The 20,878-nt window shown below is 73.1% G+C and carries 15 protein-coding genes and 3 tRNA genes; 13 read left to right on the top strand and 5 right to left on the bottom strand.

Going from position 1 to position 20,878, the window contains the following annotated elements:
• Nucleotides 1-184 precede the first annotated feature (184 nt).
• Nucleotides 185-1,726, top strand: a complete 1,542-nt coding sequence (locus KGS77_RS23090; RefSeq protein ID WP_242584908.1) for a tetratricopeptide repeat protein — start codon at nt 185-187, stop codon at nt 1,724-1,726.
• A 51-nt stretch (nt 1,727-1,777) separates the two neighbouring features.
• Here the strand turns inward: KGS77_RS23090 and KGS77_RS23085 are convergent, their stop codons facing one another.
• Complete coding sequence (locus KGS77_RS23085; RefSeq protein WP_242584907.1) at nt 1,778-2,371, bottom strand: histidine phosphatase family protein; 594 nt, start codon at nt 2,369-2,371, stop codon at nt 1,778-1,780.
• A 241-nt stretch (nt 2,372-2,612) separates the two neighbouring features.
• On the opposite strand from KGS77_RS23085, the gene KGS77_RS23080 reads away from it, so the two are divergent.
• The 7 genes from KGS77_RS23080 (at nt 2,613) to KGS77_RS23050 (ending at nt 10,242) form a co-directional block, all read left to right on the top strand.
• Nucleotides 2,613-3,683 carry a phosphatase PAP2 family protein gene (locus KGS77_RS23080; RefSeq protein WP_242584906.1) on the top strand — a complete coding sequence of 357 codons (1,071 nt, stop codon included), beginning with the start codon at nt 2,613-2,615 and terminating at the stop codon, nt 3,681-3,683.
• Nucleotides 3,664-5,031 carry a hypothetical protein gene (locus KGS77_RS23075; protein WP_242587637.1) on the top strand — a complete coding sequence of 456 codons (1,368 nt, stop codon included), beginning with the start codon at nt 3,664-3,666 and terminating at the stop codon, nt 5,029-5,031. The genes KGS77_RS23080 and KGS77_RS23075 overlap by 20 nt, the downstream gene beginning before the upstream one ends.
• On the top strand, nt 5,022-6,731 hold the full coding sequence (locus KGS77_RS23070; protein ID WP_242584905.1) for a hypothetical protein: 1,710 nt from the start codon (nt 5,022-5,024) through the stop codon (nt 6,729-6,731). The genes KGS77_RS23075 and KGS77_RS23070 overlap by 10 nt, the downstream gene beginning before the upstream one ends.
• Before the next feature lie 134 nt (nt 6,732-6,865).
• The gene (locus KGS77_RS23065; RefSeq protein ID WP_242587636.1) at nt 6,866-8,221 is read left to right on the top strand and encodes an AAA domain-containing protein; all 1,356 of its coding nucleotides are present in this window, start codon (nt 6,866-6,868) and stop codon (nt 8,219-8,221) included.
• A gap of 149 nt (nt 8,222-8,370) precedes the next feature.
• Complete coding sequence (locus tag KGS77_RS23060) at nt 8,371-8,754, top strand: hypothetical protein (protein WP_242584904.1); 384 nt, start codon at nt 8,371-8,373, stop codon at nt 8,752-8,754.
• 462 nt (nt 8,755-9,216) lie between these two features.
• A complete protein-coding gene (locus KGS77_RS23055; RefSeq protein ID WP_242587635.1) occupies nt 9,217-9,837 on the top strand; it encodes a bifunctional DNA primase/polymerase in 621 nt (206 codons plus the stop codon).
• 331 nt (nt 9,838-10,168) lie between these two features.
• Nucleotides 10,169-10,242: transfer RNA gene (locus tag KGS77_RS23050), tRNA-Lys, on the top strand.
• Nucleotides 10,243-10,353: 111 nt separating this feature from the next.
• Here the strand turns inward: KGS77_RS23050 and KGS77_RS23045 are convergent.
• Nucleotides 10,354-11,595 (bottom strand): M6 family metalloprotease domain-containing protein, encoded by a 1,242-nt coding sequence (locus tag KGS77_RS23045; RefSeq protein WP_242584903.1) that lies wholly within the window; start codon nt 11,593-11,595, stop codon nt 10,354-10,356.
• A gap of 361 nt (nt 11,596-11,956) precedes the next feature.
• Here KGS77_RS23045 and KGS77_RS23040 point away from each other — a divergent pair, with 361 nt between their 5' ends.
• Nucleotides 11,957-14,299, top strand: a complete 2,343-nt coding sequence (locus KGS77_RS23040; RefSeq protein WP_242584902.1) for a GGDEF domain-containing protein — start codon at nt 11,957-11,959, stop codon at nt 14,297-14,299.
• Between the two features lie 228 nt (nt 14,300-14,527).
• Here KGS77_RS23040 and KGS77_RS23035 read toward each other — a convergent pair whose 3' ends face one another.
• A complete protein-coding gene (locus tag KGS77_RS23035; protein WP_242584901.1) occupies nt 14,528-15,655 on the bottom strand; it encodes an LLM class flavin-dependent oxidoreductase in 1,128 nt (375 codons plus the stop codon).
• 190 nt (nt 15,656-15,845) lie between these two features.
• On the opposite strand from KGS77_RS23035, the gene KGS77_RS23030 reads away from it, so the two are divergent.
• The 3 genes from KGS77_RS23030 to KGS77_RS23020 all read left to right on the top strand — a co-directional run bounded on the left by KGS77_RS23030 (nt 15,846) and on the right by KGS77_RS23020 (nt 18,579).
• Entirely contained in the window at nt 15,846-17,345 is a 1,500-nt protein-coding gene (locus KGS77_RS23030; RefSeq protein ID WP_242584900.1) for an amidase, read from the top strand.
• A 281-nt stretch (nt 17,346-17,626) separates the two neighbouring features.
• Nucleotides 17,627-18,385 (top strand): IclR family transcriptional regulator C-terminal domain-containing protein, encoded by a 759-nt coding sequence (locus KGS77_RS23025; protein ID WP_242584899.1) that lies wholly within the window; start codon nt 17,627-17,629, stop codon nt 18,383-18,385.
• Nucleotides 18,386-18,505: 120 nt separating this feature from the next.
• A tRNA-Lys gene (locus tag KGS77_RS23020) sits at nt 18,506-18,579 on the top strand.
• Between the two features lie 128 nt (nt 18,580-18,707).
• Here KGS77_RS23020 and KGS77_RS23015 read toward each other — a convergent pair.
• Nucleotides 18,708-19,292, bottom strand: a complete 585-nt coding sequence (locus tag KGS77_RS23015; RefSeq protein ID WP_242584898.1) for a lytic polysaccharide monooxygenase — start codon at nt 19,290-19,292, stop codon at nt 18,708-18,710.
• A gap of 245 nt (nt 19,293-19,537) precedes the next feature.
• Nucleotides 19,538-20,131 carry a lytic polysaccharide monooxygenase auxiliary activity family 9 protein gene (locus KGS77_RS23010; RefSeq protein ID WP_242584897.1) on the bottom strand — a complete coding sequence of 198 codons (594 nt, stop codon included), beginning with the start codon at nt 20,129-20,131 and terminating at the stop codon, nt 19,538-19,540.
• Nucleotides 20,132-20,629: 498 nt separating this feature from the next.
• On the opposite strand from KGS77_RS23010, the gene KGS77_RS23005 reads away from it, so the two are divergent.
• Nucleotides 20,630-20,703 (top strand) — tRNA-Lys (locus KGS77_RS23005).
• The last annotated feature ends 175 nt before the right edge of the window (nt 20,704-20,878 follow it).

Here is a 20,878-nt window from a genome sequence, read left to right as displayed (position 1 = left end):
GTCTGCCATGGCGTCGCCACCAGCGCAATCAGCGTCGTCGCGCAACGTACCCGACCGCCCGGACGGCCGGAACGCCCCGGACGGCCGGAAGGGCGGCCGGAGCGATGGCCGGAGCGGCGGCCAGAAAGGCGACCGCGACAGCGACCGCAACAGTCACCGGGAGGGACCGAACGATTCGGCGAACGTGAACGGCCCGGTGAGCGGCTCGGCGAGCGGCCCCGGGCGGGCCCGGCGCCCGAACACGGCCTTCCGGCAGTTGCGCGGGCGGTTGTCGCCGGGAGAGTTCGCGGCGGCGGTGCGCCGCGCCGCCCGGGACATCGGCGAACAGGTCTCGTGCGACGCGCGTTACGTGGGGCGCGTGGAAGCCGGGGAGATCCGCTGCCCGAACTACGCCTACGAGCGTGTGTTCCGTCATATGTTCCCCGGACTCACGCTCGCCGACCTGGGCTTCGCGCCACGCGAGACGGTACGCGGGCGCAAGGCACGTACGCATGCGGTTGCGGGTACGGACGGGGGTGGGGGTGCGGGCGATACCGCGCCCCCGGAGCCCGGGCCCGGAACCGCGGCCCCCATCGACCCTCGCGACAGTTTTCCCCAGAACGGCAAGGAGAGCGACGTGTTGCGCCGCGCGTTCATCACCGGCGGCTCGGCCGTCACCCTGGGCCTCGCCCCGCTTCCCTCCCTCCTCCCCACCGCATCCGCCGCCTCCACCACTTTCGCCCCATTCGACCCGTACACCTCTTCCGCCCCGTCCACTCGCCGGATGCCGCTCTCCGGCACGCGCAGCGGCATCCGGGGAGGCGCGCACGGCGAGTCGACCCCGGCCGGCGAGGCCGAGGCGGCGGCCGTCGAAGAGGCCGTACGCCGCATCCGGCTGCTGGACGACCGGCACGGCGCGGAGGGCATCTACCGCAACGCCGCCCGGCCGCTACGGGCCGCGTACGCGCTGCTGGACTCCGGCACCCACCACCGGTCGGTCACCGACCGCCTGCAAGCTGGCGCCGGCGAACTGGCCATCTCGGTCGGCTGGCTGGCGCACGACTCCGGCCGCTTCGAGGACGCCCGCTCGCACTACGCCGAGGCCCTGGCCACCGCGCGGGTCGCCGGGGACCCGGCCCTGGAGGCGCACGCCTTTTGCAACACGGCCTTCCTGGCGCGGGACGCGGACCGGCCGCGCGAGGCCGTACGTACCGCCCAGGCGGCCCAGCACGCCGCCGAGCGCCTGGGCTCCTCGCGCCTGCTCTCCCTGCTCGCGCTGCGCGAGGCGGGCGGCCGGGCGGGGCTGGGCGACCGTACGGGCTGCGCACAGGCCCTCGCACGGGCCCATCGGCTCTTCGAACACGGGCCGTCCGACGCCGATCCGGAGTGGATGTCCTTCTTCGGGGCGGCGGAGCTGGAGGGCCTGGAGGCGCAGTGCTGGGCGGCTTTGGGTGACCGGGGGCGTGCGGCGGAACACGCGCGCCGCGCGGTGGCGCTGCAAGACCCCCATTTCACCCGGAACATCGCGCTGTTCACGGCGGAACTGGCGGACAACCTGGCACACAGCGGGGAGCCGGAGGAGGCCGCCGCGGCCGGGAGCCGGGTGATCTCCCTCCTGGAAGTCGTCCAGTCGGCGCGTATCCGCACGATGCTGGACGCCACCGCCCGGACACTGCGCCCGCACCGCGGGCTCGACGAGGTCACGGACTTCCTGGACCGGTACGCATCGGTACGACGGTCGGCGTGACGCCGGCGGCCGGCGCGCCCAGGCCCTGACCTCCTCCCCGCTCCCGCCCTCTCAGCCGAAGTGGCCCGTGTCGTTCCAGCGCTCGATCGCCGGTTCGCCGTACGCCCAGCCGAGCACCGACAGCGAGGTCGGTTCGAGGCGGATACGGGCCGCGAAGGAGAGGTCCAGGCCCAGCCAGCGGGCGCCTATGGAGCGCAGGATGTGGCCGTGGGCGAAGATCAGCACATCGCGGTCGGCCGAGCGCGCCCACTCCACGACCTGATCGGCGCGCGCCGCGACCTCGGCGAGCGTCTCGCCCTCCGGAACGCCGTCGCGCCATATGAACCAGCCGGGGCGCCCGGCCTTGATCTCGGCCGGGGTCAGGCCCTCGTACGCGCCGTAGTCGACCTCCATCAGGACGTCCCAGTCCTGCGCCCGGCCGCCGAAGCCCGCCAGCTCGCAGGTCTCCTTGGCGCGCACCAGGGGGCTGGTACGGACCTCGACGTCCGGCAGGCCGTTCCAGGGCGCGCGGTGCAGCCGCTCGCCGAGCAGTTTGGCGCCGCGGCGGCCCTCGTCGAGTAGCGGAATGTCCGTACGGCCGGTGTGCCTGCCGGAAAGGGACCATTCCGTCTGCCCGTGCCGGGCCAGCAGAATGCGCGGTGCCATGGGGAATTCCTCTCGCCGATTTCCCGGCTTTTCCTCGGTCGTTGTCGATGGACGTTTTCCGTCCGCTCCATCTTCTCCATCATCGCGCAGGCCACTGACACCCGGGGTGACGAGAGAGACAGCTCCAGCCTGCAAGATCATCAAACATACGGCGTATGGTTGATGAGTCGGCGCGCCTCGCCCGGGCAATTGGAGCCACCGGGCGCCGCGGAATTCTTCGCACCATGGGAGAACGTTTCGGATGCACACCGCAGTGCGCCGTATCGCGGCGGTATCCGGTGGCCGGCCGCGCTGGTGGACCGAGCTTCCGCTGACGGCCCTGTTGTACGCGGCCTATTCCGCCGGCCGTCTGCTGGCCCGGGGAGACACGGGCACCGCCACCGGGAACGGCCACGCGATAGTGCGCCTGGAAGAACTGCTGCGGCTGGACCCCGAGCGCGCGCTCAACCGTCTTTTCACCGCCCACGCCTCCCTCGGCGTCCCCGCCGACTACGTGTACGCCTCGCTGCACTATCTGGTGACGCCCGCGGTCCTCATATGGCTGTGGCACCGGCACGCCGCCGGGTACCGCCTGATGCGTACGTGGCTGCTGATCTCCACCCTCATCGGCCTGGTGGGATTCACCCTCCTGCCCACGGCTCCGCCGCGCCTCCTGGGGGCGGACGACGGCTTCGCCGACACGATGGCCCGGTTCTCCTCCTACGGGTGGTGGGGGCAGGACGCGAGCGCGCCGCGCGGCCTGGGCGGGATGACCAACCAGTACGCGGCCATGCCCAGCCTCCACGTGGGATGGGCGCTGTGGTGCGGTGCCGCGCTGTGGCTGTACGGCGCCTCCCGGCTCACCAGGGCCGCGGCGGTCGCCTACCCGCTGCTCGTCGCCCTGGTCGTGATGGGCACCGCCAACCACTACCTCCTCGACGCGCTCGCCGGAGCCGCCGTGATGGTGGCCGGCCGGCTCCTGGCCCAGCCGGCGCTGCGCCTGGCGGACGGCGTGCGCGCCCGGGTCCGTACCGGGCAGGTACGGACCCGTACGAGGCAGCAAGGGCCGGCCGGGTCCGCCGGGCCGGGCGAGCCGAATCCGCCGAACAGGCTGACCGATACCGCGCCGGCCCATTCGGTCACCGGTGTTGCGCATGCGCCCGACGCGAATGTCAGTGGCGGATGCGAGACTTCCGCGGGTGAACGTATTCCGCGACAGTCGACCTGCCGCGGCGGCCCCGGTGCCGGGCCCGTCGCAGCCGACGCACGGCCCGTCGCAGCCCGCGCCACAGCAGCCGCGGCGGACGGCGGAGCTGCGCCGGCGCCTCGCTGAGCTGCGCGGTCCGGGCGTCGGCCCGCGTCCGCTGGACGCCCGCGCGCTGGCGGCGCTGGCGGCCAATCCCGGCTGCCGCCGCCGTGCGCTGCTGGACGGCGCCGGGATCGACAAGGGCGCGCTGGCCCAGGCGCTCGGCTCCCCCGCGGCCTACGGGCAGTCGCAGTTCGCCCTCATACGGGGCAACGGCTTCGAGGCGCGCGTCAAGGCGGACGGCGGCGCGGACCTGATGCGGCTGCTGCACGAACGCCTGGGTGCGGGCGCCCCGCCCCCCGAGCCCGATGAGGTGGCGGTTCCGGACCTGTCCGCCGCGGGGCCCGAGGGGCGCGCGGCCCGTACGGCCCTGACACTGCGGGAGACCACCGCCGCAGGCGGATGGGCGCTGCTCGACCATCCGCTGCTGGCCCTCGAAGTGGCCGGGTCGGTCGCCTACTTGGAGCCGGACGCGGTCGTGGTGCACCCCGACGGCGGCTGGACGGTCGTGGAGATCAAGTCCTTCCCCATGATCGACGGTTCGGCCGACCCCGCCAAAGTGGGCGCCGCGGCGCGGCAGGCGGCGGTGTATGTCCTCGCTCTGGGGCACGTGGCCGAACAGGTCGCCGCCCGGACCGGCCGTACGGCACACGTACAGGAGCGTGTCCTGCTCGTCTGCCCCAAGGACTTCTCCAACCTCCCGGCCGCCGAGGTCCTGGACGTCCGCCGGCAGCTCGCGACGACCCGGCGGCAGCTCGCCCGCCTCACCCGGGTCGAGGAGATCGCCGCCGGGCTCCCCGAGGGCACGACCTTCGACCTGCGGCTGGCGGACGACGGGAAGACGGCGACCCGGCCGGCAGCGGAGCTGGCCGAGGCCGTCGACGCGGTCGGCGCGGCCTACGCCCCCGAGTGCCTGGCCGCCTGCGAGCTGGCCTTCCACTGCCGCGAGCGGGCCCGGGAGGCGGGGGCGGTCGAGGCGCTGGGCCGTGGCGTACGGGGCGAGCTGGGCGGCCTGCGCACCGTCGAGGAGGTGCTGGCGGCGGCAGCGCCCGGCGTCACCGCCGCGCCCCCGGATGCCGTGTCCCCGCCCGGCCCTGGTCCTGCTCCTGGCCCTGATCCGGGGCTCGCGTCCGGCCCCGTACCCGCTGCCGGTGGCTCCTCCGGCGGCCCGGACGCGGTTGCGTATGCGGCCCCGTATGCGGTCCCGGACGTCGATCCCGCGGTGGCGGCTCTGCGCCGTGCGGCGGCCCTGCGTGCCGAGGCGCTGAGCGAGGCGGCACAGACGGCACCGACGGCACGGGGAGGAGCGGCGCGGGACGGGGCTGCGGCGCGGGACGGTGCGGGTGCCGGGGAAGGAGCGGCGGGATGTCACTGATCACCATGCTGGCCCGGATGGAGGCCATGGCGTCGGGCCGCGCCCAGCCGCTGGCCACGGTGCGCCACCGCCATCTGTCCGAACGGCCGCTGGTCTTCGTACCGTTGACCACCGCGGGTGAGGCGGGTGCGCCCCTGGGCGCGCTCGTCGGCACGGACCGGGAGAAGCCGCTGCTACTCACCGTGCCGCAGCCGCGCGACCGCGATCTGCGCTTCGCCTTCCTGGCCGAGCTGGCGGAGTACGTCCTGCCGTACGTGGACGGGTACGCGGACGACGTCGACATCGAGGAGCGCAAGGAGACCGACCCGGAGACGGGCCGGAAGGTCCCCGTCGAGGTCGAGTTGTGCCGCGACGCGCCGCAGGTGATCGTGCCCAGCGCGGCGGGCGTGGAGTACGTACGCCTGCTGGGCCGCTCCATGCGGTTCCGCCGTACCGCCGAGCAGGAACCGGACGCCCCGCACCCGGCGCCGCCCCACGTGCCGCTGCTGGGCCGCTGGTTCACCCACTTCGGCGAGCGGGCGCGGGTGCCCGGCGCCTGTCTGCTGCTGTCCATGACGGGGCTGCTCAGCCGCCACTGGGCCAGTGGGCAGAGCCATCTGGAGGACCAGCATCTGGGCGCGCTGCTCGGCTGGATCGACCCTCCCGGGGGCGAGCGGGGCGATGACGCGGCGCTGCGCGCGGAGACGGCGCGGGACGCGGACGGCCAGTTGCTGTGCCCGCCGGCCGGACCGGCCACGGACCCGGCCTTCGACAACAAGCTGCTGGCCCCCGCGATGGCCCGTTACGACGCCGCAAGGACGCCCGGCGCCCTTGGCACGGCGCCCCTTCCGGCGCAGGGCGACCCGTCACCGGATCCGGCGGAAGAGGTCCGCGGCCTCATAGAGAGCCGGCTGCGGCCCACGTGGGACGCCGTATGGCACGGCATCGACCTGCTGCGCGGCCTGCCCGAAGGCGCGCGGGTCGCCGACCGCTGGAAGCGGGACCGCTGGTCCTACACCGCCCACCGCGACCGCGTACGGGCCGGTGAGCCGCCGCAGCCCAGGCGGGACGACGCGATCACGGCCGCGCACAAGCTCGCCTCCCGGGAGACGGCACAGGCGCAACTGGACGCGCAGGAAGCACTGGACGACCCGCTGGTGATGGCCGGCCGGCGGCTGGCCGGGGAGGCGCTGGTGGGGGAGGTGACGGCGGTGGAGATGGCCTTCTCCGAGGGCAGACGCCCGATGCCGCGCCCGCTGGTCACCCTCCTGACCGCCGACCGCCCGTACCTGTCCGCAGGCGTGAAGCTGTACCGTCCGCTGCCGGACGGCAGGACACAGACCGCCGAGTTCCTCTCGTACGTCTCGCCAGCCCTGTCAGCCCCGTACGCCGCGTCAGCCCCGTACGCCGCGCCTTCCGGGAGCGCTGATGCCACAAGTGCGGCGGCCCCGGCGAGTGAAGGCCCCTCGGACGCCGAACCGGTCGCGCTGGTGGTGCGGCTGACCAACGGGATGGGGCGCGGGCAGGTGCCGGAGGAGGGTTCCGTTCCCCAGGAGGGCGAGCGGGTGTGCTGGACGCTCTTCGAGCACGCGCCGCGCGGCGGACCCGAGCTGCCCGATCCGGAGAACACGCCGTGGACGCACGGCGGACCGCCGCCGGATCTCCTCGGTGACGCCCCCGTGGAGTCCCCCGATCCCGTGACCGCGGAGGATTTCCTGTGACGCACGTCCCCGCCCAGCAACCAAGCCCCGCCCAGCAACCGAGCCCCACCCGGCACCCGGACCCCGCCGCCCCGCACCCGGACTCCGCCCGGCACCCCGACCCCGGCGCGGCGGCTGCCGCCGCGACCGAGGCGATCGTCCACGACACGCTGCACGGCACCCGGCGCGGGGTCGTCGTGGACTCGCCCCCGGGCGCGGGCAAGTCCACCCTGGTCGTCCGGGCCGCCCGCGAGCTGGCCGCCGCCGGACGCCGGCTGATGGTGGTCGCGCAGACCAACGCCCAGGTCGACGACCTGGTGCTGCGGCTCGCCGAGAAGGACCCCGAGCTGCCCGTGGGCCGGCTGCACAGCAGCGAGCCGGGCGCGTACGACCCGGCGCTCGGCGCCCTCCCCGCCGTCCGTACCTCTGCCAGGATCTCTGACCTCGCCGGGCTGGACATCGTCCTGTCCACGGCGGCGAAGTGGGCCCGCACCAAGGTCGACGAGCCGTGGGCGCACGCCATCGTGGACGAGGCGTACCAGATGCGCTCGGACGCGCTGCTGACCGTCGCGGGACTCTTCGAACGGGCGCTGTTCGTCGGCGACCCGGGGCAGCTCGACCCGTTCAGCATGGTCGACGCCGACCAGTGGGCCGGGCTGTCCCACGACCCGTCGGCCAGCGCGGTGACGACCCTGCTCGCCCACAACCCCGGCCTCCCGCAGCACCGCCTGCCCGTCTCCTGGCGGCTGCCTGCCTCCGCCGCGCCCCTGGTCTCCGACGCGTTCTACCCGTACACCCCCTTCCACAGCGGGACCGGTCCGGGCGAGCGCCGACTGGATTTCCGCGTGTCCTCGGACGGCTCGGGGGTGGACCGCGTCCTGGACGAGGCCGCCGGAACCGGCTGGGGCCTGCTGGAGCTGCCCGCCCGGCACGTGCCCCGTACGGACCCGGAAGCGGTGGGGGCGATCGCCCAAGTGGTGCGGCGGCTGCTGGACCGCGGCGGGGTGGCGATCAGCGAGCGCTCGCCCGACCCGGTCCCGCTGACGGCCGACCGGATCGCGGTCGGCACGGCCCACCGCGACCAGGCCGCGGCCGTCCGCTCCGCCCTGGCCGCCCTCGGGACCGGCGAGGTCGCCGTGGACACCGCGAACCGCCTCCAGGGCCGCGAGTTCGACGTCACGGTCGTGCTGCACCCGCTGTCCGGCCGCCCCGACGCCACCGCCTTCCACCTGGAGACGGGCCGGCTGTGCGTACTGACCTCCCGGCACCGCCACGCGTGCATCGTGGTGTGCCGGGCCGGCGTCGCCGAGCTGCTCGATGACCACCCTTCCGCCGAACCCGTACAACTCGGCCTCACCGTCCCCTTCCCCGGCGGCTCCGCGGACGCGCACGCCCACCGGCGCAGAGCGGAACTGGAGGAGAAACTCAGGTTCCTGCGCGACGGCGTGGACGGCTGGGAAGCCAACTGGCAGGTGTGGGAACACCTGAGCAACCACCGGGTCACGCCCTGACTGCCGTACGGGGCGTGCCCGACCGCCGTCACAGGACCCGCCCCCGGCTCCCTCTACGACTCCCTCCACGGCCTCGGCGCGGCCGTTCGGGGGAGGACTTGCGAGGGGCGGGACAATGGGGAGCGGCACCCGATTCTGGAGGTACGTACATGTCCGAGCCGCGACCGGCTCACGATCAGCGCGGGACGGCTTCCGCGCCCCGGCGTCTGAAACCGGCGCCGCTGCTCTTCGAGCCCCCCGAGGCAGCCTCGGACCCCGAGCACTTCTTCGACCTGGAGTCGATCGAGGACCCGCACACCCTGCTCACCCGCTCCACGGAGCTGACCCTCGCCTTCCGCGCGGCGGCCGACCGGGCGACGGAGTTCCAGGCGATGGCGGCGGCCCAGCTCGCCGACCCCCGGCGCTTCGACCGGCTGACCACCGACGTGATCGCCGAGCGGGCCGGCTGGACCGAGGACTACGCCAAGAAGATGGTGGAGTTCGGCCGCGGCCTCATGCGGGACGGCGGGACGCGTCCCGACCTGGCGGAGTGAGGAAGGGAGACCCGGGGGCGGTGGCCGAGGCCGGGGGACCGGTGGCGGTGGCGAGCCCGGCGCCCTGAAGGGGCAACGCGGGGCGAGGGGGACTCCAGGGGCGGCAGGGGCAAGGATCACGGACCGTTGGCATATGCGGGGGCGAAGATACTCCTCCGCGGTCCGCTCCGTCCCGGCTTCCGGCAATCCCCGTGAACGGCGCGGCAGCGGTCGGTAGACCTGTCGGTCATGAGCGACCGGCCTGCGGACCCCGTCCGCTTCCCCGCCCCCACACCCGCGCCCTTCCCCACCGCCGCGTACGGCCCCCCTTCCACCTCATACGGCCCTCCCACACCCGCGTACGGGCCTCCGGCCTCCGCGTACGGACGGCCCACCCCCATGTACGGGCGTCCCACACCTGCGTACGGACGCCTCACCCCCGCGTACGGACCCTCGACCGTCCCGTACGGCGGGCCGGCCTCCGTGTACGGGCCTCCCGCCCCCGCGTACGTCACTCTCGCCGGAGCCGACTGGCTGGCCTCGGCCAGCGCGCATCCCCGCAGCGTGCACGCCCTGTGGGCGGACCGCCCGTCCGCGCCGACCGTGCTGCCCTGCGGCACCGCCTTCGACGTGATCAGCGCGCCGGTGCTCTTCGGGCGCCGGATGCTGGACCGCCTGTGGGCGGACGGGCCCGGCTCCGGGCCGGTGGCCGTGCACCGCGACCGCGTCCTGCTGTTCACCGTGCCCGGTGCCTCGCAGCGGCTGCCCGCGCTGCTCGGCTGGGAGGAGTGGGGCGCCCGCGTCCCGCCGCTGCTGTGCCTCGGCGCCGGTGACGCGGTGACCGTCCCGGCGCTCTTTCCCTCCCCGGAGGCACCGGGGCGCCCCGCCGGCTCCGCGGCCTCGCGCTGGCTGGTGGCCCCCGAGGTAGGGGCTCCCTGGCTGCCCGGCCCCGAGGTCCTGATCTGGGCCTGCATACGTGCCGCCCGCGGCCCCCTGGCGGAGCCGGCGGACGAGCCACAGCCACCGAACGGGGAGCCGCACGAGCCGACGGACGAGCCTGCGGCCCCGCGGCGGGAGGCAGCACAGCGGCACGGGAGCGACTGACCCCCGGGATGCCGTCGCGGCAGCCGCCACTGCCGCACCCCTCACCGCCGCACCCGTCACTGCGGCACCCGTCACCGCCACACCCGTCATCACCACAGCGTGCATCGCTCCGGCCCCCGCCGTCCCAGTGGTCACCATCACACCCCCCGCCCCGTCCCGCGCCCCCTCACCACGTACCGGCTCACGACGGGCCCCGCGAGCCCCCTCCCCACCTCGTCACCACACCCGGGGCCGGGCGTCCAGAAGCGGTCGTTACCGCCCTGACCTCTTCCTGAGACAAACCGATTTTTGTCCTCACCGATCAGGGTGCTAATGTTTTCCACGTCAGCAGGCGCCGCTAGCTCAGTTGGTTAGAGCAGCTGACTCTTAATCAGCGGGTCCGGGGTTCGAGTCCCTGGCGGCGCACAGACAGTCGAAGGCCCCCACCGAGGTGGGGGCCTTCGGCGTATACGAGCCCGGTCGGCTCCGTACGAGTCCGTACGAGCACGCAGCCACCCCGTACAGCCCCGTACGGGCTCAGCGCCGGCCGACGCTCACCGTCCAGTCCCCGGCGAGCGTCCGCCCGGACACCCGTACCCGTACCCCGTCCGCCTCGTCCGTCAGGCTCTCGCCCACGCCCAGCGGCGCGTCCGCGAGCGCCGGGTAGACCGAGGTCCCCCAGCACGCCTCGGTGCCCGGGTGCCCGTCGATCACCTGTATGGGCCCATGGCCCGAGGCGATCTCGCTGCGGACGCGGTAGACCAGCACGCCCTCGCCGCACACGCCCTCGTCGTTGCCGACCGCGGTACGCGCCTCCAGCGCCAGCGCCGTACCCGGTCCCGTACGCACCACCACCAGCCGCGCCCGCCGCTCGTCCCCCGGCTCCATGGGGGCGGACAGCGGGCGCAGCGTGTGCAGGCTGGTGGCGCGGGCGCCGGCGCAGTCCACCTGGCGGTCGCTCAGCCAGCCGAGCTTCCATTTGTGCCATCCGAAGGGTTCCGGGGCGAGCCCGAACTGGCTGCCCATGAGGTCCCAGTCCCCCACATGGGTGTCCCAGTCCCCCTTGCCGTCCTGCGGGCGGTGGTAGAGGTCCGGCAGGTCGAAGACATGGCCGGTCTCGTGGGCGAGCACGTTGCGGTCCGGCGGGCTCTGCTCAAAGACGGTGACGAAGCGGCGCAGGTTGGCGTGGTCCGCGTGCAGCGGGTGGTCGAGGTTGACGACCTTGGTGGCGTCGGCGTCGACGCCGGGGGCGTCCGGGTCGGCGACGAAGTACACGATGTCGTAGCGGGCGAAGTCGACGGAGGCGTCCGCGGCGGCGACCGCGTCGTTGAGGTAGGCCGTGCGGCGGTCCGCGTCCCAGTCCCGCTCTATCCCGTACGTGTCCGAGTCGTGCGGCATACGTACCCAGCGCTTGAGTATGAACGGGCGCAGCGAGAACTTTCCGTACGAGGCGCGGGCGAAGAAGCGGGAGGTGGCCGGGAAGTACTCGTCCGCCAGGCTCTGCGGCTCCGCCATGGGCGGTGAGTCCGGGAACGACAGGAAGATCATTACCGCGTTGAGGGGGCGTGCGGGACGCGGGTACGCGCCGTTCCAGGTATCCACACCCTCGGAGTGGTGGGCGTCGGTACGGGTCAGGGCGCAGGATGGAACGGCCTCCAAGGCCGTGGCCGGACCCGTCAGGACGGAGGTCGCGATCATCGCGCTGAGGGAGGTGGCGACGGCGGCGACCCGGCGGAGTCGGTGACGGCCCACTCCCTCGGGTGTCTGGGCGCGCACCACATCGACCTCCCGGAACGGAAACGGAACACCTCCACCACCCTGTGGCTGATTTGCGGCGTTCGTCCTGTTCCGGGGGTCCAGGCGAGTGACCGACCGGACCGATTACCCCCGTAACGCAAAGTCACTAACGGTCGTTGACGAGATACGCATGAACAGAGCCGAGCAGAAATGGGCAAACTTCCGTCATGGGTGCCGATGATCACGGCTACGTCGCTGGATAGGCCGTCGTGTCAGCCTCTATGATCGCCACACTTTCCAGCGCGGATTTCCCCTCCACCACGAGACAAGCGCCATGCGGGAGCGAGCAGTGAGCGGATACCCCGACGGCACCGGCCGCGCGCCCGGAACCATGCTTTCCTCTGTGACGGAGCGTAGCGAAGCGAGCAGAGACCCGGCCGACGACCTGTCCGGCTCGTCCGGGTCGTCCGGCCCGTCCGGACCGTCCGGCATGCCCGGGACCGGCCGCGGTGAGGGCTGTCCCGGCTGCTCCGGTCCGCACAGCCCGACCTGCCCCGCCCGGCCCGACGGTTCGGCCGCCGCCCTCGGCGACTACCGCGCCGCCTTTCACGCCGCCCGGCTCCCCCTGGCCGTACTCAACCGCGACGGCCTGGTCCTGGCCGCCAACCCCGCCTTCGGCGACCTGGTGGGCACCGAGCCGGACGAACTGGTCGCCGCGACCGCCGCCGACCTCACCGACCTCGGCGCGGACCCGCGCATCTGGAGCGCGTACCGGGAAGTGCTGTGCGGGCGCAGCGACCGGCTGCGCTGCACCCGGCGGCTCCAACTCCCCGACGGGCACTCGATGTGGGCGGAGGTGACCGTGGAGCCGCTGGCCCCCGGCGCCGGGCTCGCCCCGGGCGGCGCACTGAACGCGGGCGGCACGCCCAACGACGCGCGGGGCACGCTCAACGGGAGCGGTACGCGTACGGCCGGCGGCGAACTCCCGGCGGCCACCGACCTCTCCGTACCGGCCGACCTCCCCGTACCGGCCGACATGTCCGTACCCACCGACCTCCCCGGGTCCTCCGACCTGCCCATGGACGGCGACCTGCCGGCCATGGACGGCGTCCCCCCGGCGGGCGGCGGCGTCCGCGCGGGCGCCGGGCAGCGGGCGGAGGAGGACCATGTGCTGCTGTCCGTGGCCGACATCAGCGACCGGCACGACCTGCTGGCACGGCTGCGGCACCTGCAGATGCACGACCCGGTGACCCGGCTGCCCAACCGCGCGCTGTTCTTCGAACGCCTGGCGGGCGCCCTGGAGTCGGCCGCTTTCGAGCAGGGCGGTACGGGCCGGATCGGCCTGTGCTACCTGGACCTGGACGGTTTCAAGGCGGTCAACGACACTCTCGGGCACCGCGTCGGCGACCGGCTGCTCAGCGCGGTCGCACAGCGGCTGCGGCACTGCGTGGAGGAGCTGTCCGAGGACCGCCTCCCGGCGCCGCCCGACGGCCCCACCGCATCCACCGCGTCCACCACGTCCGACGCATCCGCCATGTCCGACGCGTCCACCGCCATGCCCGACGCATCCACCGCGTCCGACGCGTCCACCGCCTTCGCCGCTCCCGTCCAGATGACCGACGACGACACCGGTCACCTGGACGGCAGCGGCCATCTGGTGGCGCGGCTGGGCGGTGACGAGTTCGCGCTGCTGGTCGAGGACTCCACCGGCACCGAGCAGCTCGCCGCCCTCGCCCAGCGCGTACTGGACGCCCTTCAGCGGCCGTTCGACCTGGCCGGGCAGCGGCTGTCGGTGTCGGCCAGCATCGGGGTGGTGGAGCGGGCCGCGACCGGCACCACCGCCACCGGGCTCATGCAGGCCGCGGACACCACGCTGTACTGGGCCAAGGAGGACGGCAAGGCCCGCTGGACGCTGTTCGACCCCGAGCGCAACGCGCACCGGATGACCCGGCAGGCGCTGTCCAGTACGCTGCGCCCGGCCGTGGAGCGCGGCGAGTTCACGCTGGAGTACCAGCCGCTGGTCGGTCTCGGCGACGGGCGGGCGCAGGGTGTGGAGGCGCTGGTGCGCTGGCGGCACCCGCAGTTCGGCACCCTCTCGCCGAATCGGTTCATCGGACTGGCGGAGGAGAACGGCGCGATCGTCGAGCTCGGCCGCTGGGTCCTGGAGCGCGCCTGCCGCCAGGCCCGCGCCTGGCAGCTCGAACGCCCGGGCGCCCAGCCGCTGTTCGTGAGCGTCAACGTCGCCGTACGGCAGGTCTGGGACTCCGACCTGGTGGCGGACGTGGCGCACATCCTGGCCGAGACCGGGCTGCCGCCGCGGCTGCTGCAACTGGAGCTGACGGAGTCCGCGGTGATGGGCTCGGCCGGCCGGCCGCTCCAGGCGCTCCAGGCGCTGAGCGACATGGGCGTACGCATCGCCATCGACGACTTCGGCACCGGTTACTCCAACCTCGCCTACCTCAGCCGGCTGCCGGTGTCCGTCCTGAAGCTGGACGGCTCCTTCGTACGGGGCTTTCGCGCGCAGGAGCACCCGAATCCGGCCGACGAGACGATCGTCGAGGCGCTGGTGGCGCTCGCGCACCGGCTGGGCCTGACGGTCACCGCGGAGTGCGTGGAGAGCGCCGAGCAGGCCGAGCGGCTGCGGCGGATCGGCTGTGACACGGGCCAGGGCTGGCTGTACTCCCGGCCGGTCGCCCCGGACCGCGTCTCGGCCCTGATCAGCGCGGGGCGGCGGACGGGAAGCTGAGGAAGCGGAACGAGCAGAACGAGCGGGAGAAGCCGGACGAGCAAGAAGAGCCGGACGAGCGGAACGAGCCGGACGAGCCGGACGAGCGGATACGGCGCATGCCGCCCGATTCCGCGCCCGCACCACCCGGTTCGCTTCCGCACCACCCGGTCCGCTTCCGTGCGCTCCCCCGTACGCCCCGGCTCCTTACCCGCACCGCGTCACTCCGTACGCGGGCGTCTCACCCCACTACGCCCCCGGCCCCTCCTCCGCCGCTGCCCCGGCCGCCGCCCCCGGCAACCCGTAAGCGTCCGCGATGAGTTCATAGGAGCGCAGCCGGACGTCACCGCCGTGCGCGTTGGCCGTGATCATCAGCTCGTCGGCGCCGGTGCGCTTGGCGAGGTCGTTCAGTCCGTCCCGTACGGCGTCGGGAGTGCCGTGGACGATGTTGGCCAGCCAGCCGTCGACGAAGTCCCGTTCCATCTCGGTGAACCGGTGGGCCGCGGCCTCCTCGGGCGTGGGGACCAGCCCGGGGCGCCCGGTCCGCAGCCGGATCATGGACAGCGCCCCGGTGAGCACCTGGCGGCGGGCCTGCTCCTCGTCCTCGGCGGCCAGGGCGGAGACGCCGATCAGGGCGTACGGCTCGTCCAGGACCTCCGAGGGGCGGAAGGACTCGCGGTAGAGGTCCAGCGCCGGGATGGTGTTGGCGGCGGAGAAGTGGTGCGCGAAGGCGAAGGGCAGGCCGAGGGACCCGGCGAGCCGGGCGCTGAAGCCGGAGGAGCCGAGCAGCCAGACCGGCGGCCGGTGCGTGGACTGGACGCCGCCGGGCGAGGTGGCCTGTACCGGTCCCGGCACCGCGTGGATACGGCGGTACGGGTGCCCGTCGGGGAACTCGTCGTCCAGGAAGCGGATCAGCTCGACGAGCTGCTGCGGGAACTCGTCCGCCCCCTCGTGCCGCTCGGAGCGGCGCAGCGCGGCGGCGGTGGCGCCGTCCGTGCCCGGGGCGCGGCCCAGGCCCAGGTCGACACGGCCGGGGGCCATCGCTTCGAGGGTGCCGAACTGCTCGGCGATCACCAGCGGCGCGTGGTTGGGCAGCATGACGCCGCCGGAGCCGAGCCGGATGGAGTCCGTGTGCGCGGCCAGGTGCGCGAGCAGCACGGCGGGCGAGGAGGAGGCCACGCCGGGCATGGAGTGGTGTTCGGCGACCCAGTAGCGGTGGAAGCCGCGCCGCTCGGCCGTCCGCGCGATGCCGACGGAGGTCCGTATGGCGTCGGAGGCGGTGCGCCCGGCGCCGACGGTCACCAGGTCGAGTACGGACAGGGGAACGGGTGCGCTGCCTCGGGCTGTGCCCCGGATCTCGTCGTGGTCGCCGCTCACGGTGCGGGTCCTCCTCGCGTCTCTGGTCTGCGCGAGACACAACCGGAGAGCTTCTCCGTTTTATTCCCGGCGGGCGGGCGGGGGCGGGTCGACCTGGTCGGCAAGCGGCTGACGTGGCCGGCAAGCGGCTGGGGTGCGGGACCCACGTGCCTGTCCCATGAGTACACGCCCCTCCCATAAGGAGAACGCGATGGAGAAATCACCACAGGAAGCAGCAGGGGAAACGCAGGTAGCGGAAGCCGCCGGGCTCGCCGACCACACGGCGGTACGGCTCGTCGCCGGTTACGCGAGCGGCGAGTTCTCCCCCGTGGAGGTGGTCCACGCCGTCCTGGCACGGGCGCAGGCCGCACAGGCCCGTACCAACGCGTTCGTACGGATCGATGCCGACGAGGCGCTGGCCGCCGCCAGGGCGTCCGAGGAACGCTGGCGGGCCGGGGAGCCGGCCGGCCTGGTGGACGGGGTGCCGGTGACCGTCAAGGACCTGCTGCTCACACGCGGCACGCCGACGCTGCGCGGCTCGTGGACCGTACGGGCCGAGGACGCCGCCCGGGACGAGGACGCGCCGGCCGTGGCGCGGCTGCGGGAGCACGGCGCGGTGTTCGTGGGGAAGACCACCACTCCGGAGTTCGGGTGGAAGGCCGTCACGGACAGCCCTCGGTTCGGGATCACCGGGAACCCGTACGATCCGCGGCGTACGGCGGGCGGGTCCAGCGGCGGCGGCGCGGCGGCCGTGGCGCTGGGGGCCGGCCCGCTGAGCCTGGGGACGGACGGCGGCGGCTCGGTCCGCGTCCCGGCGTCCTTCTGCGGCGTCTTCGGGTTCAAGCCGACCTACGGCCGGGTGCCGCTGTATCCGCCGAGCCCCTTCGGGACGCTCTCCCACGTCGGGCCGCTGACCCGGGACGCGGCGGACGCGGCGCTGCTCATGGACGTGATCACGGGCGCCGACTGGCGGGACTGGTCACAGCTCGGGCCGGTCACCGGGTCCTTCCGGGAGGGGCTGCGGGGGCCGGTCGCCGGGCTGCGGGTGGCCTACAGCCCCCGGCTGGGCAGGGAGGACGACCCGGTGCACCCGCGCGTCGCGGAGGCGGTCGGCGGCGCGGTACGGCGGCTGGCCGAGCTGGGCGCGCGGGTGGAGGAGGCCGACCCGGGCATCGCGGACCCGGTGGAGGCGTTCCACACCCTGTGGTTCGGCGGCGCCGCGCGGCTGGTGCAGCACCTGGACGCCGGGCAGCGGGAACTGCTCGATCCGGGGCTGCGGGAGATCAGCGGGGAAGGGGCACGGTACTCGGCGCTGGACCACCTGGCGGCGGTGGACGTACGGGCGGCGCTGGGCCATGCGATGGGCCGCTTCCACCGCACGTACGACCTGCTGGTGACGCCGACCGTGCCGGTCACCGCCTTCGCGGCGGGCACCGAGGTCCCCGAAGGGGCACCGTACCGGCGCTGGACGGGCTGGACACCGTTCACCTACCCCTTCAACATGACGCAGCAGCCCGCCGCGACGCTGCCCTGCGGCGTGGACAGTGCGGGGCTGCCGATCGGGGTGCAGCTCATCGGCGCGCGGCACGCCGACGCGCTGGTGCTGCGCGCCGCGCACGCCCTCTACGAAGCCGGTGCGGCGGGCCTCCCCGCACCCGGGCGCGGCGCCGCTCCCGTACCGCCCACGGGACCTGCGCCCTCCGGAAGGTGAGGGCTCCCCCGGCACCCCGGGCCTCGCTCCCGGAGCCGTACCTGCGCCTCACGGCCGGAAAACTATCGAGCCGAGATGACGGCGACATATGCCAGTGTGCCGCTGTCCAGGACGGACACATGTCACGCGCGGCTTTTCGGTCAAGACCCCCTCCGGGGCGAGACGTTGACCGCTATCGTGGTAGAAGCCTTGCTGTGCGGTACCGGCCGGAACTTGCCCTCCGGCCGTGACCTGCAGCGACGGTGACAACGCAAGCGGTCACAACCTGGTAGGGGGACACCGTGGCGCTGAAGCCCGAGCCGACCGCGCCGTTCCACTCGGTGCAGTACGCCCTTCGCGTGCTCGAAACGATCTCCAGGCACGCCGGCGGCGTGACCGACGTACAGGTCGCACGGGAAACCGGCCTGCCCACCGGCCACCTCACCCACATGCTGTCCATGCTGCGCCACGAGGGCTACGTGGCCCAGCTCTCCGACGGCGCGTACGTCGTCGGGGAGTCGCTGCTCCTGCTCGGCACGGGCGGCGACCGGGAGGAGGCGCTGCGCGGCAAGCTCCAGCAGACGCTCGTGGAACTGCGCGATTCCGTGGGTGCGGCGGTCTACATCAGCCGGTACATCGACGGCGAGGTGAAGATCCTTCACTACGCCGACGGCCCCCGCGCGCCCAAGGTCAACGAATGGGCCGAGTTCCGCCGCACGGCACATGCCAGCGCGGTCGGCAAGTGCCTGCTCGCCCAGTTGGACTACGACGGCCGCATGGACCACCTCTCGCGCCACAAGACCGCCCGGCTCACGTCCCGGACGATCACCAACGAGAAGGTGCTCTTCCACAAGCTCGACAGCCAGCCGCCCACGGTCCCCATGCTGGACCTCCAGGAGTACGCCGTGGGCACGGTCTGCGCGGCCGTCCCGATCACGGCCGGTGCGACGGTCGGCTGCCTGGCCCTGTCCATGCCCCTGGAGAACGCCCACCGCCTGCGCCAGGCTGCCGACGCCCTCAACCGGAGGGCGGCCCCGGTCCTGCTCTCACTGACCCTCTGACCCCCAGAACGCCACGAGCCCCCGCCCAGGAAGTGACCAGCGGCGGCGCTCGGACGGCCCGGTCCGATGAGGTGGTCAGAAGCACCCCTAAAGACCAGGTAGTATTTCTTCTGTCAGCGCGCGCCGCTAGCTCAGTTGGTTAGAGCAGCTGACTCTTAATCAGCGGGTCCGGGGTTCGAGTCCCTGGCGGCGCACCTGTGCAGTGGGCGTTTCCGGTCTTACGGAAACGCCCACTGTGTTTTTTCCGGGTTCTTCGTCTTTCCGGGTTCTTCCGGCCCTGCGGCGGGCCTTCCCGGTACGGGGTGCCCCGGTACGAAACTGCTCAGTACTGGACGTCCGAGCAGGCGTAGAACGCGTTACCGGTGTCGGCGATCGTCCATACGGCGACGATCAGGTGTTTGCCCGACCGGGCCGGCAGGGTGCCCTGGTGCGAGAGGGTGGTCGGTGGCCGCTGGCCGTTGTAGGGGACGGTCAGGAACGGGTTGAGGTCCAGGTCGGCGCGGGTGACCGGGCGGCTGGGGTCGTAGCCGTTCCTGGTCATGTAGTACTTGAAGTCCGTGGTGGCGTGCGGGGCCGTGAAGCGCCAGGTGAACGTGTACGAGCCGGGGCTCACCCGGGTCGCCGGCCACTGGCCGCCGCGCGGGTCGTCCAACTGGGAGAAACGGCTGTTGCCGCCGGCGCAGATCCGGCCGTCGGCCGGTCCGCCGGACGGGAAGCCCTTGGGGCCCTCCACGCTCTGCGGCTCGTACTGGATCTCGCCGCAGTTCTTCACGGTCTTGTTGGCGCACAGCTTCTGCCGGCTGATGGGGGAGTCGGTGTAGCCGTGGCCGGAGGCGCTGCTCGTGGCGAGGACGGACACGCCGATGACGCCGAGGCCGACGACGGCCGCGCTGATCTTCTTTCGCATGCTTCGCTCCCGGAGAACTTGGGGGGTGTCCTGTGAGCCAAGTGCGTTGCGGTCCAGACCAACCAGCAGAATATGGCTGGATCCCGGGCCTGCCTAGGTCGATGTCTGGACCAATCGCGCCGCGGCGAGGATGCGAGAGGAGGTCTCTGGCCGCCGCCGGCCTTCGGAGGCCGGGTCGACCGCCGCCGACCACCGCCGACCGCCGCCGGCCTCCGTCGGCCTCCACCTGCCGCCGCCGGCGTCCGTCAGGAGATGTCGACGTCGGAGCAGGCGTAGAAGGCGTTGCCGGTGTCGGCGATGTTCCATACGCCCAGGATGATGTGGTGGCCGGACTTCAGGGTCGGGACGGTGCCCTGGTGCCGCACCGTCTCGCCGGGCCTCAGCCCGCCCATCGGTACCGTCATGAACGGCTCGGGTTCCAGGTCCGCCCTGGTGAGCGGCTTGCTCGGGTCGTAGCCGTCCTTGGTGACGTAGTAGCGGAAGTCCGTGGTGGCGTGGCGGGCGGTGATCCGCCAGGTGAAGGTGTAGCCCTGGCCCGCGGTGAGCGCAGTGGTGGGCCAGTCACCGCCCCGCGGGTCGTCGAGCTGACGGAAGACGGCGTTGCCGCCCGAGCAGATCTTTCCGTCGGCGGGCCCGGCGGCGGGGAAGCCCTTGGGGCCCTCGACGCTCTGCGGCTCGTACTGGATGGGGCCGCAGTCCTTGACCGTGCCCTTGGCGCACAGCGACTGGCGGCTGGGGGGCGCGTCACTGTAGCCGTGGCCGGAGGCGCTTCCGGTGGCCAGCAGGGAGACGCCGGCGATGCCGAGGCCGACCACGGCAGCGCTGAGCTTTTTACGCATGCTTCGCTCCTGAGAACGCGGGGGTCCGTGAGGGGGTGTCCGTGAACTGAGTGAAGTGCGGTCTAGACCAACGCGCACCCTAGCGACGGGGTTTGGTCATGTCCAGACCAATTGCAAACTTCAACCGGTACGGCGCGCACTCACCTCCCTCCGCTCCACCCCCATGCCGCGCGAAGCGCAAGCGGAAGGGACCGGAATGGCGGTGGCGGCGCGACAGGGATGGGGCGGAGAGGGAGAGGGGGCGGAGCGGGAAGCGGAAAGGAACCGGGGGAGAGGGAGGGAATGCGGTGGGTGATATCCGGGCCTCGTCGAATCAATCCGTATCAATCCGTAAGAGGAATACCGGGCGGATCACCCGGCCGGCTCCACCCCTGGCAAAAAAGGGGTCGGCCGTGACCCCGCTCACATTCCCGCCGAAAAGTCCGGGTATTGAGGCTCAGAGGCATCCGACGGTCACAGGCACCCCGGAAGTTCGTGTAGAGTTTTCTCTGTCAGCAGGCGCCGCTAGCTCAGTTGGTTAGAGCAGCTGACTCTTAATCAGCGGGTCCGGGGTTCGAGTCCCTGGCGGCGCACAGACGCACCGAGGGCCTCCTCGCCAATGGCGAGGAGGCCCTCGGTGCATTCCGCCCCCATCACCACAGAGCCCATCACCACAGAGCCCATCACCACAGAGCCCATCACCGCCACAGGGCCCGTCACCGCAAGAACGTGGCGTACCGCTGGCCAACAGGGAGGGATCGGATGCAC

It is taken from the genome of Streptomyces sp. MST-110588 (genome assembly GCF_022695595.1).
Lineage (GTDB): Bacteria > Actinomycetota > Actinomycetes > Streptomycetales > Streptomycetaceae > Streptomyces.
The sequence above is the reverse complement of the archived record's forward strand: the minus strand, read 5'-3'. Positions and strand labels throughout refer to the sequence as shown.

Coding starts and splice junctions, on each gene's coding strand:
- KGS77_RS23015 (WP_242584898.1), bottom strand. CDS start 19,292: ATGCGAAAGAAGATCAGCGCGGCCGTCGTCGGCCTCGGCGTCATCGGC.
- KGS77_RS23030 (WP_242584900.1), top strand. CDS start 15,846: ATGGAGAAATCACCACAGGAAGCAGCAGGGGAAACGCAGGTAGCGGAA.
- KGS77_RS23085 (WP_242584907.1), bottom strand. CDS start 2,371: ATGGCACCGCGCATTCTGCTGGCCCGGCACGGGCAGACGGAATGGTCC.
- KGS77_RS23070 (WP_242584905.1), top strand. CDS start 5,022: ATGTCACTGATCACCATGCTGGCCCGGATGGAGGCCATGGCGTCGGGC.
- KGS77_RS23010 (WP_242584897.1), bottom strand. CDS start 20,131: ATGCGTAAAAAGCTCAGCGCTGCCGTGGTCGGCCTCGGCATCGCCGGC.
- KGS77_RS23060 (WP_242584904.1), top strand. CDS start 8,371: ATGTCCGAGCCGCGACCGGCTCACGATCAGCGCGGGACGGCTTCCGCG.
- KGS77_RS23080 (WP_242584906.1), top strand. CDS start 2,613: ATGCACACCGCAGTGCGCCGTATCGCGGCGGTATCCGGTGGCCGGCCG.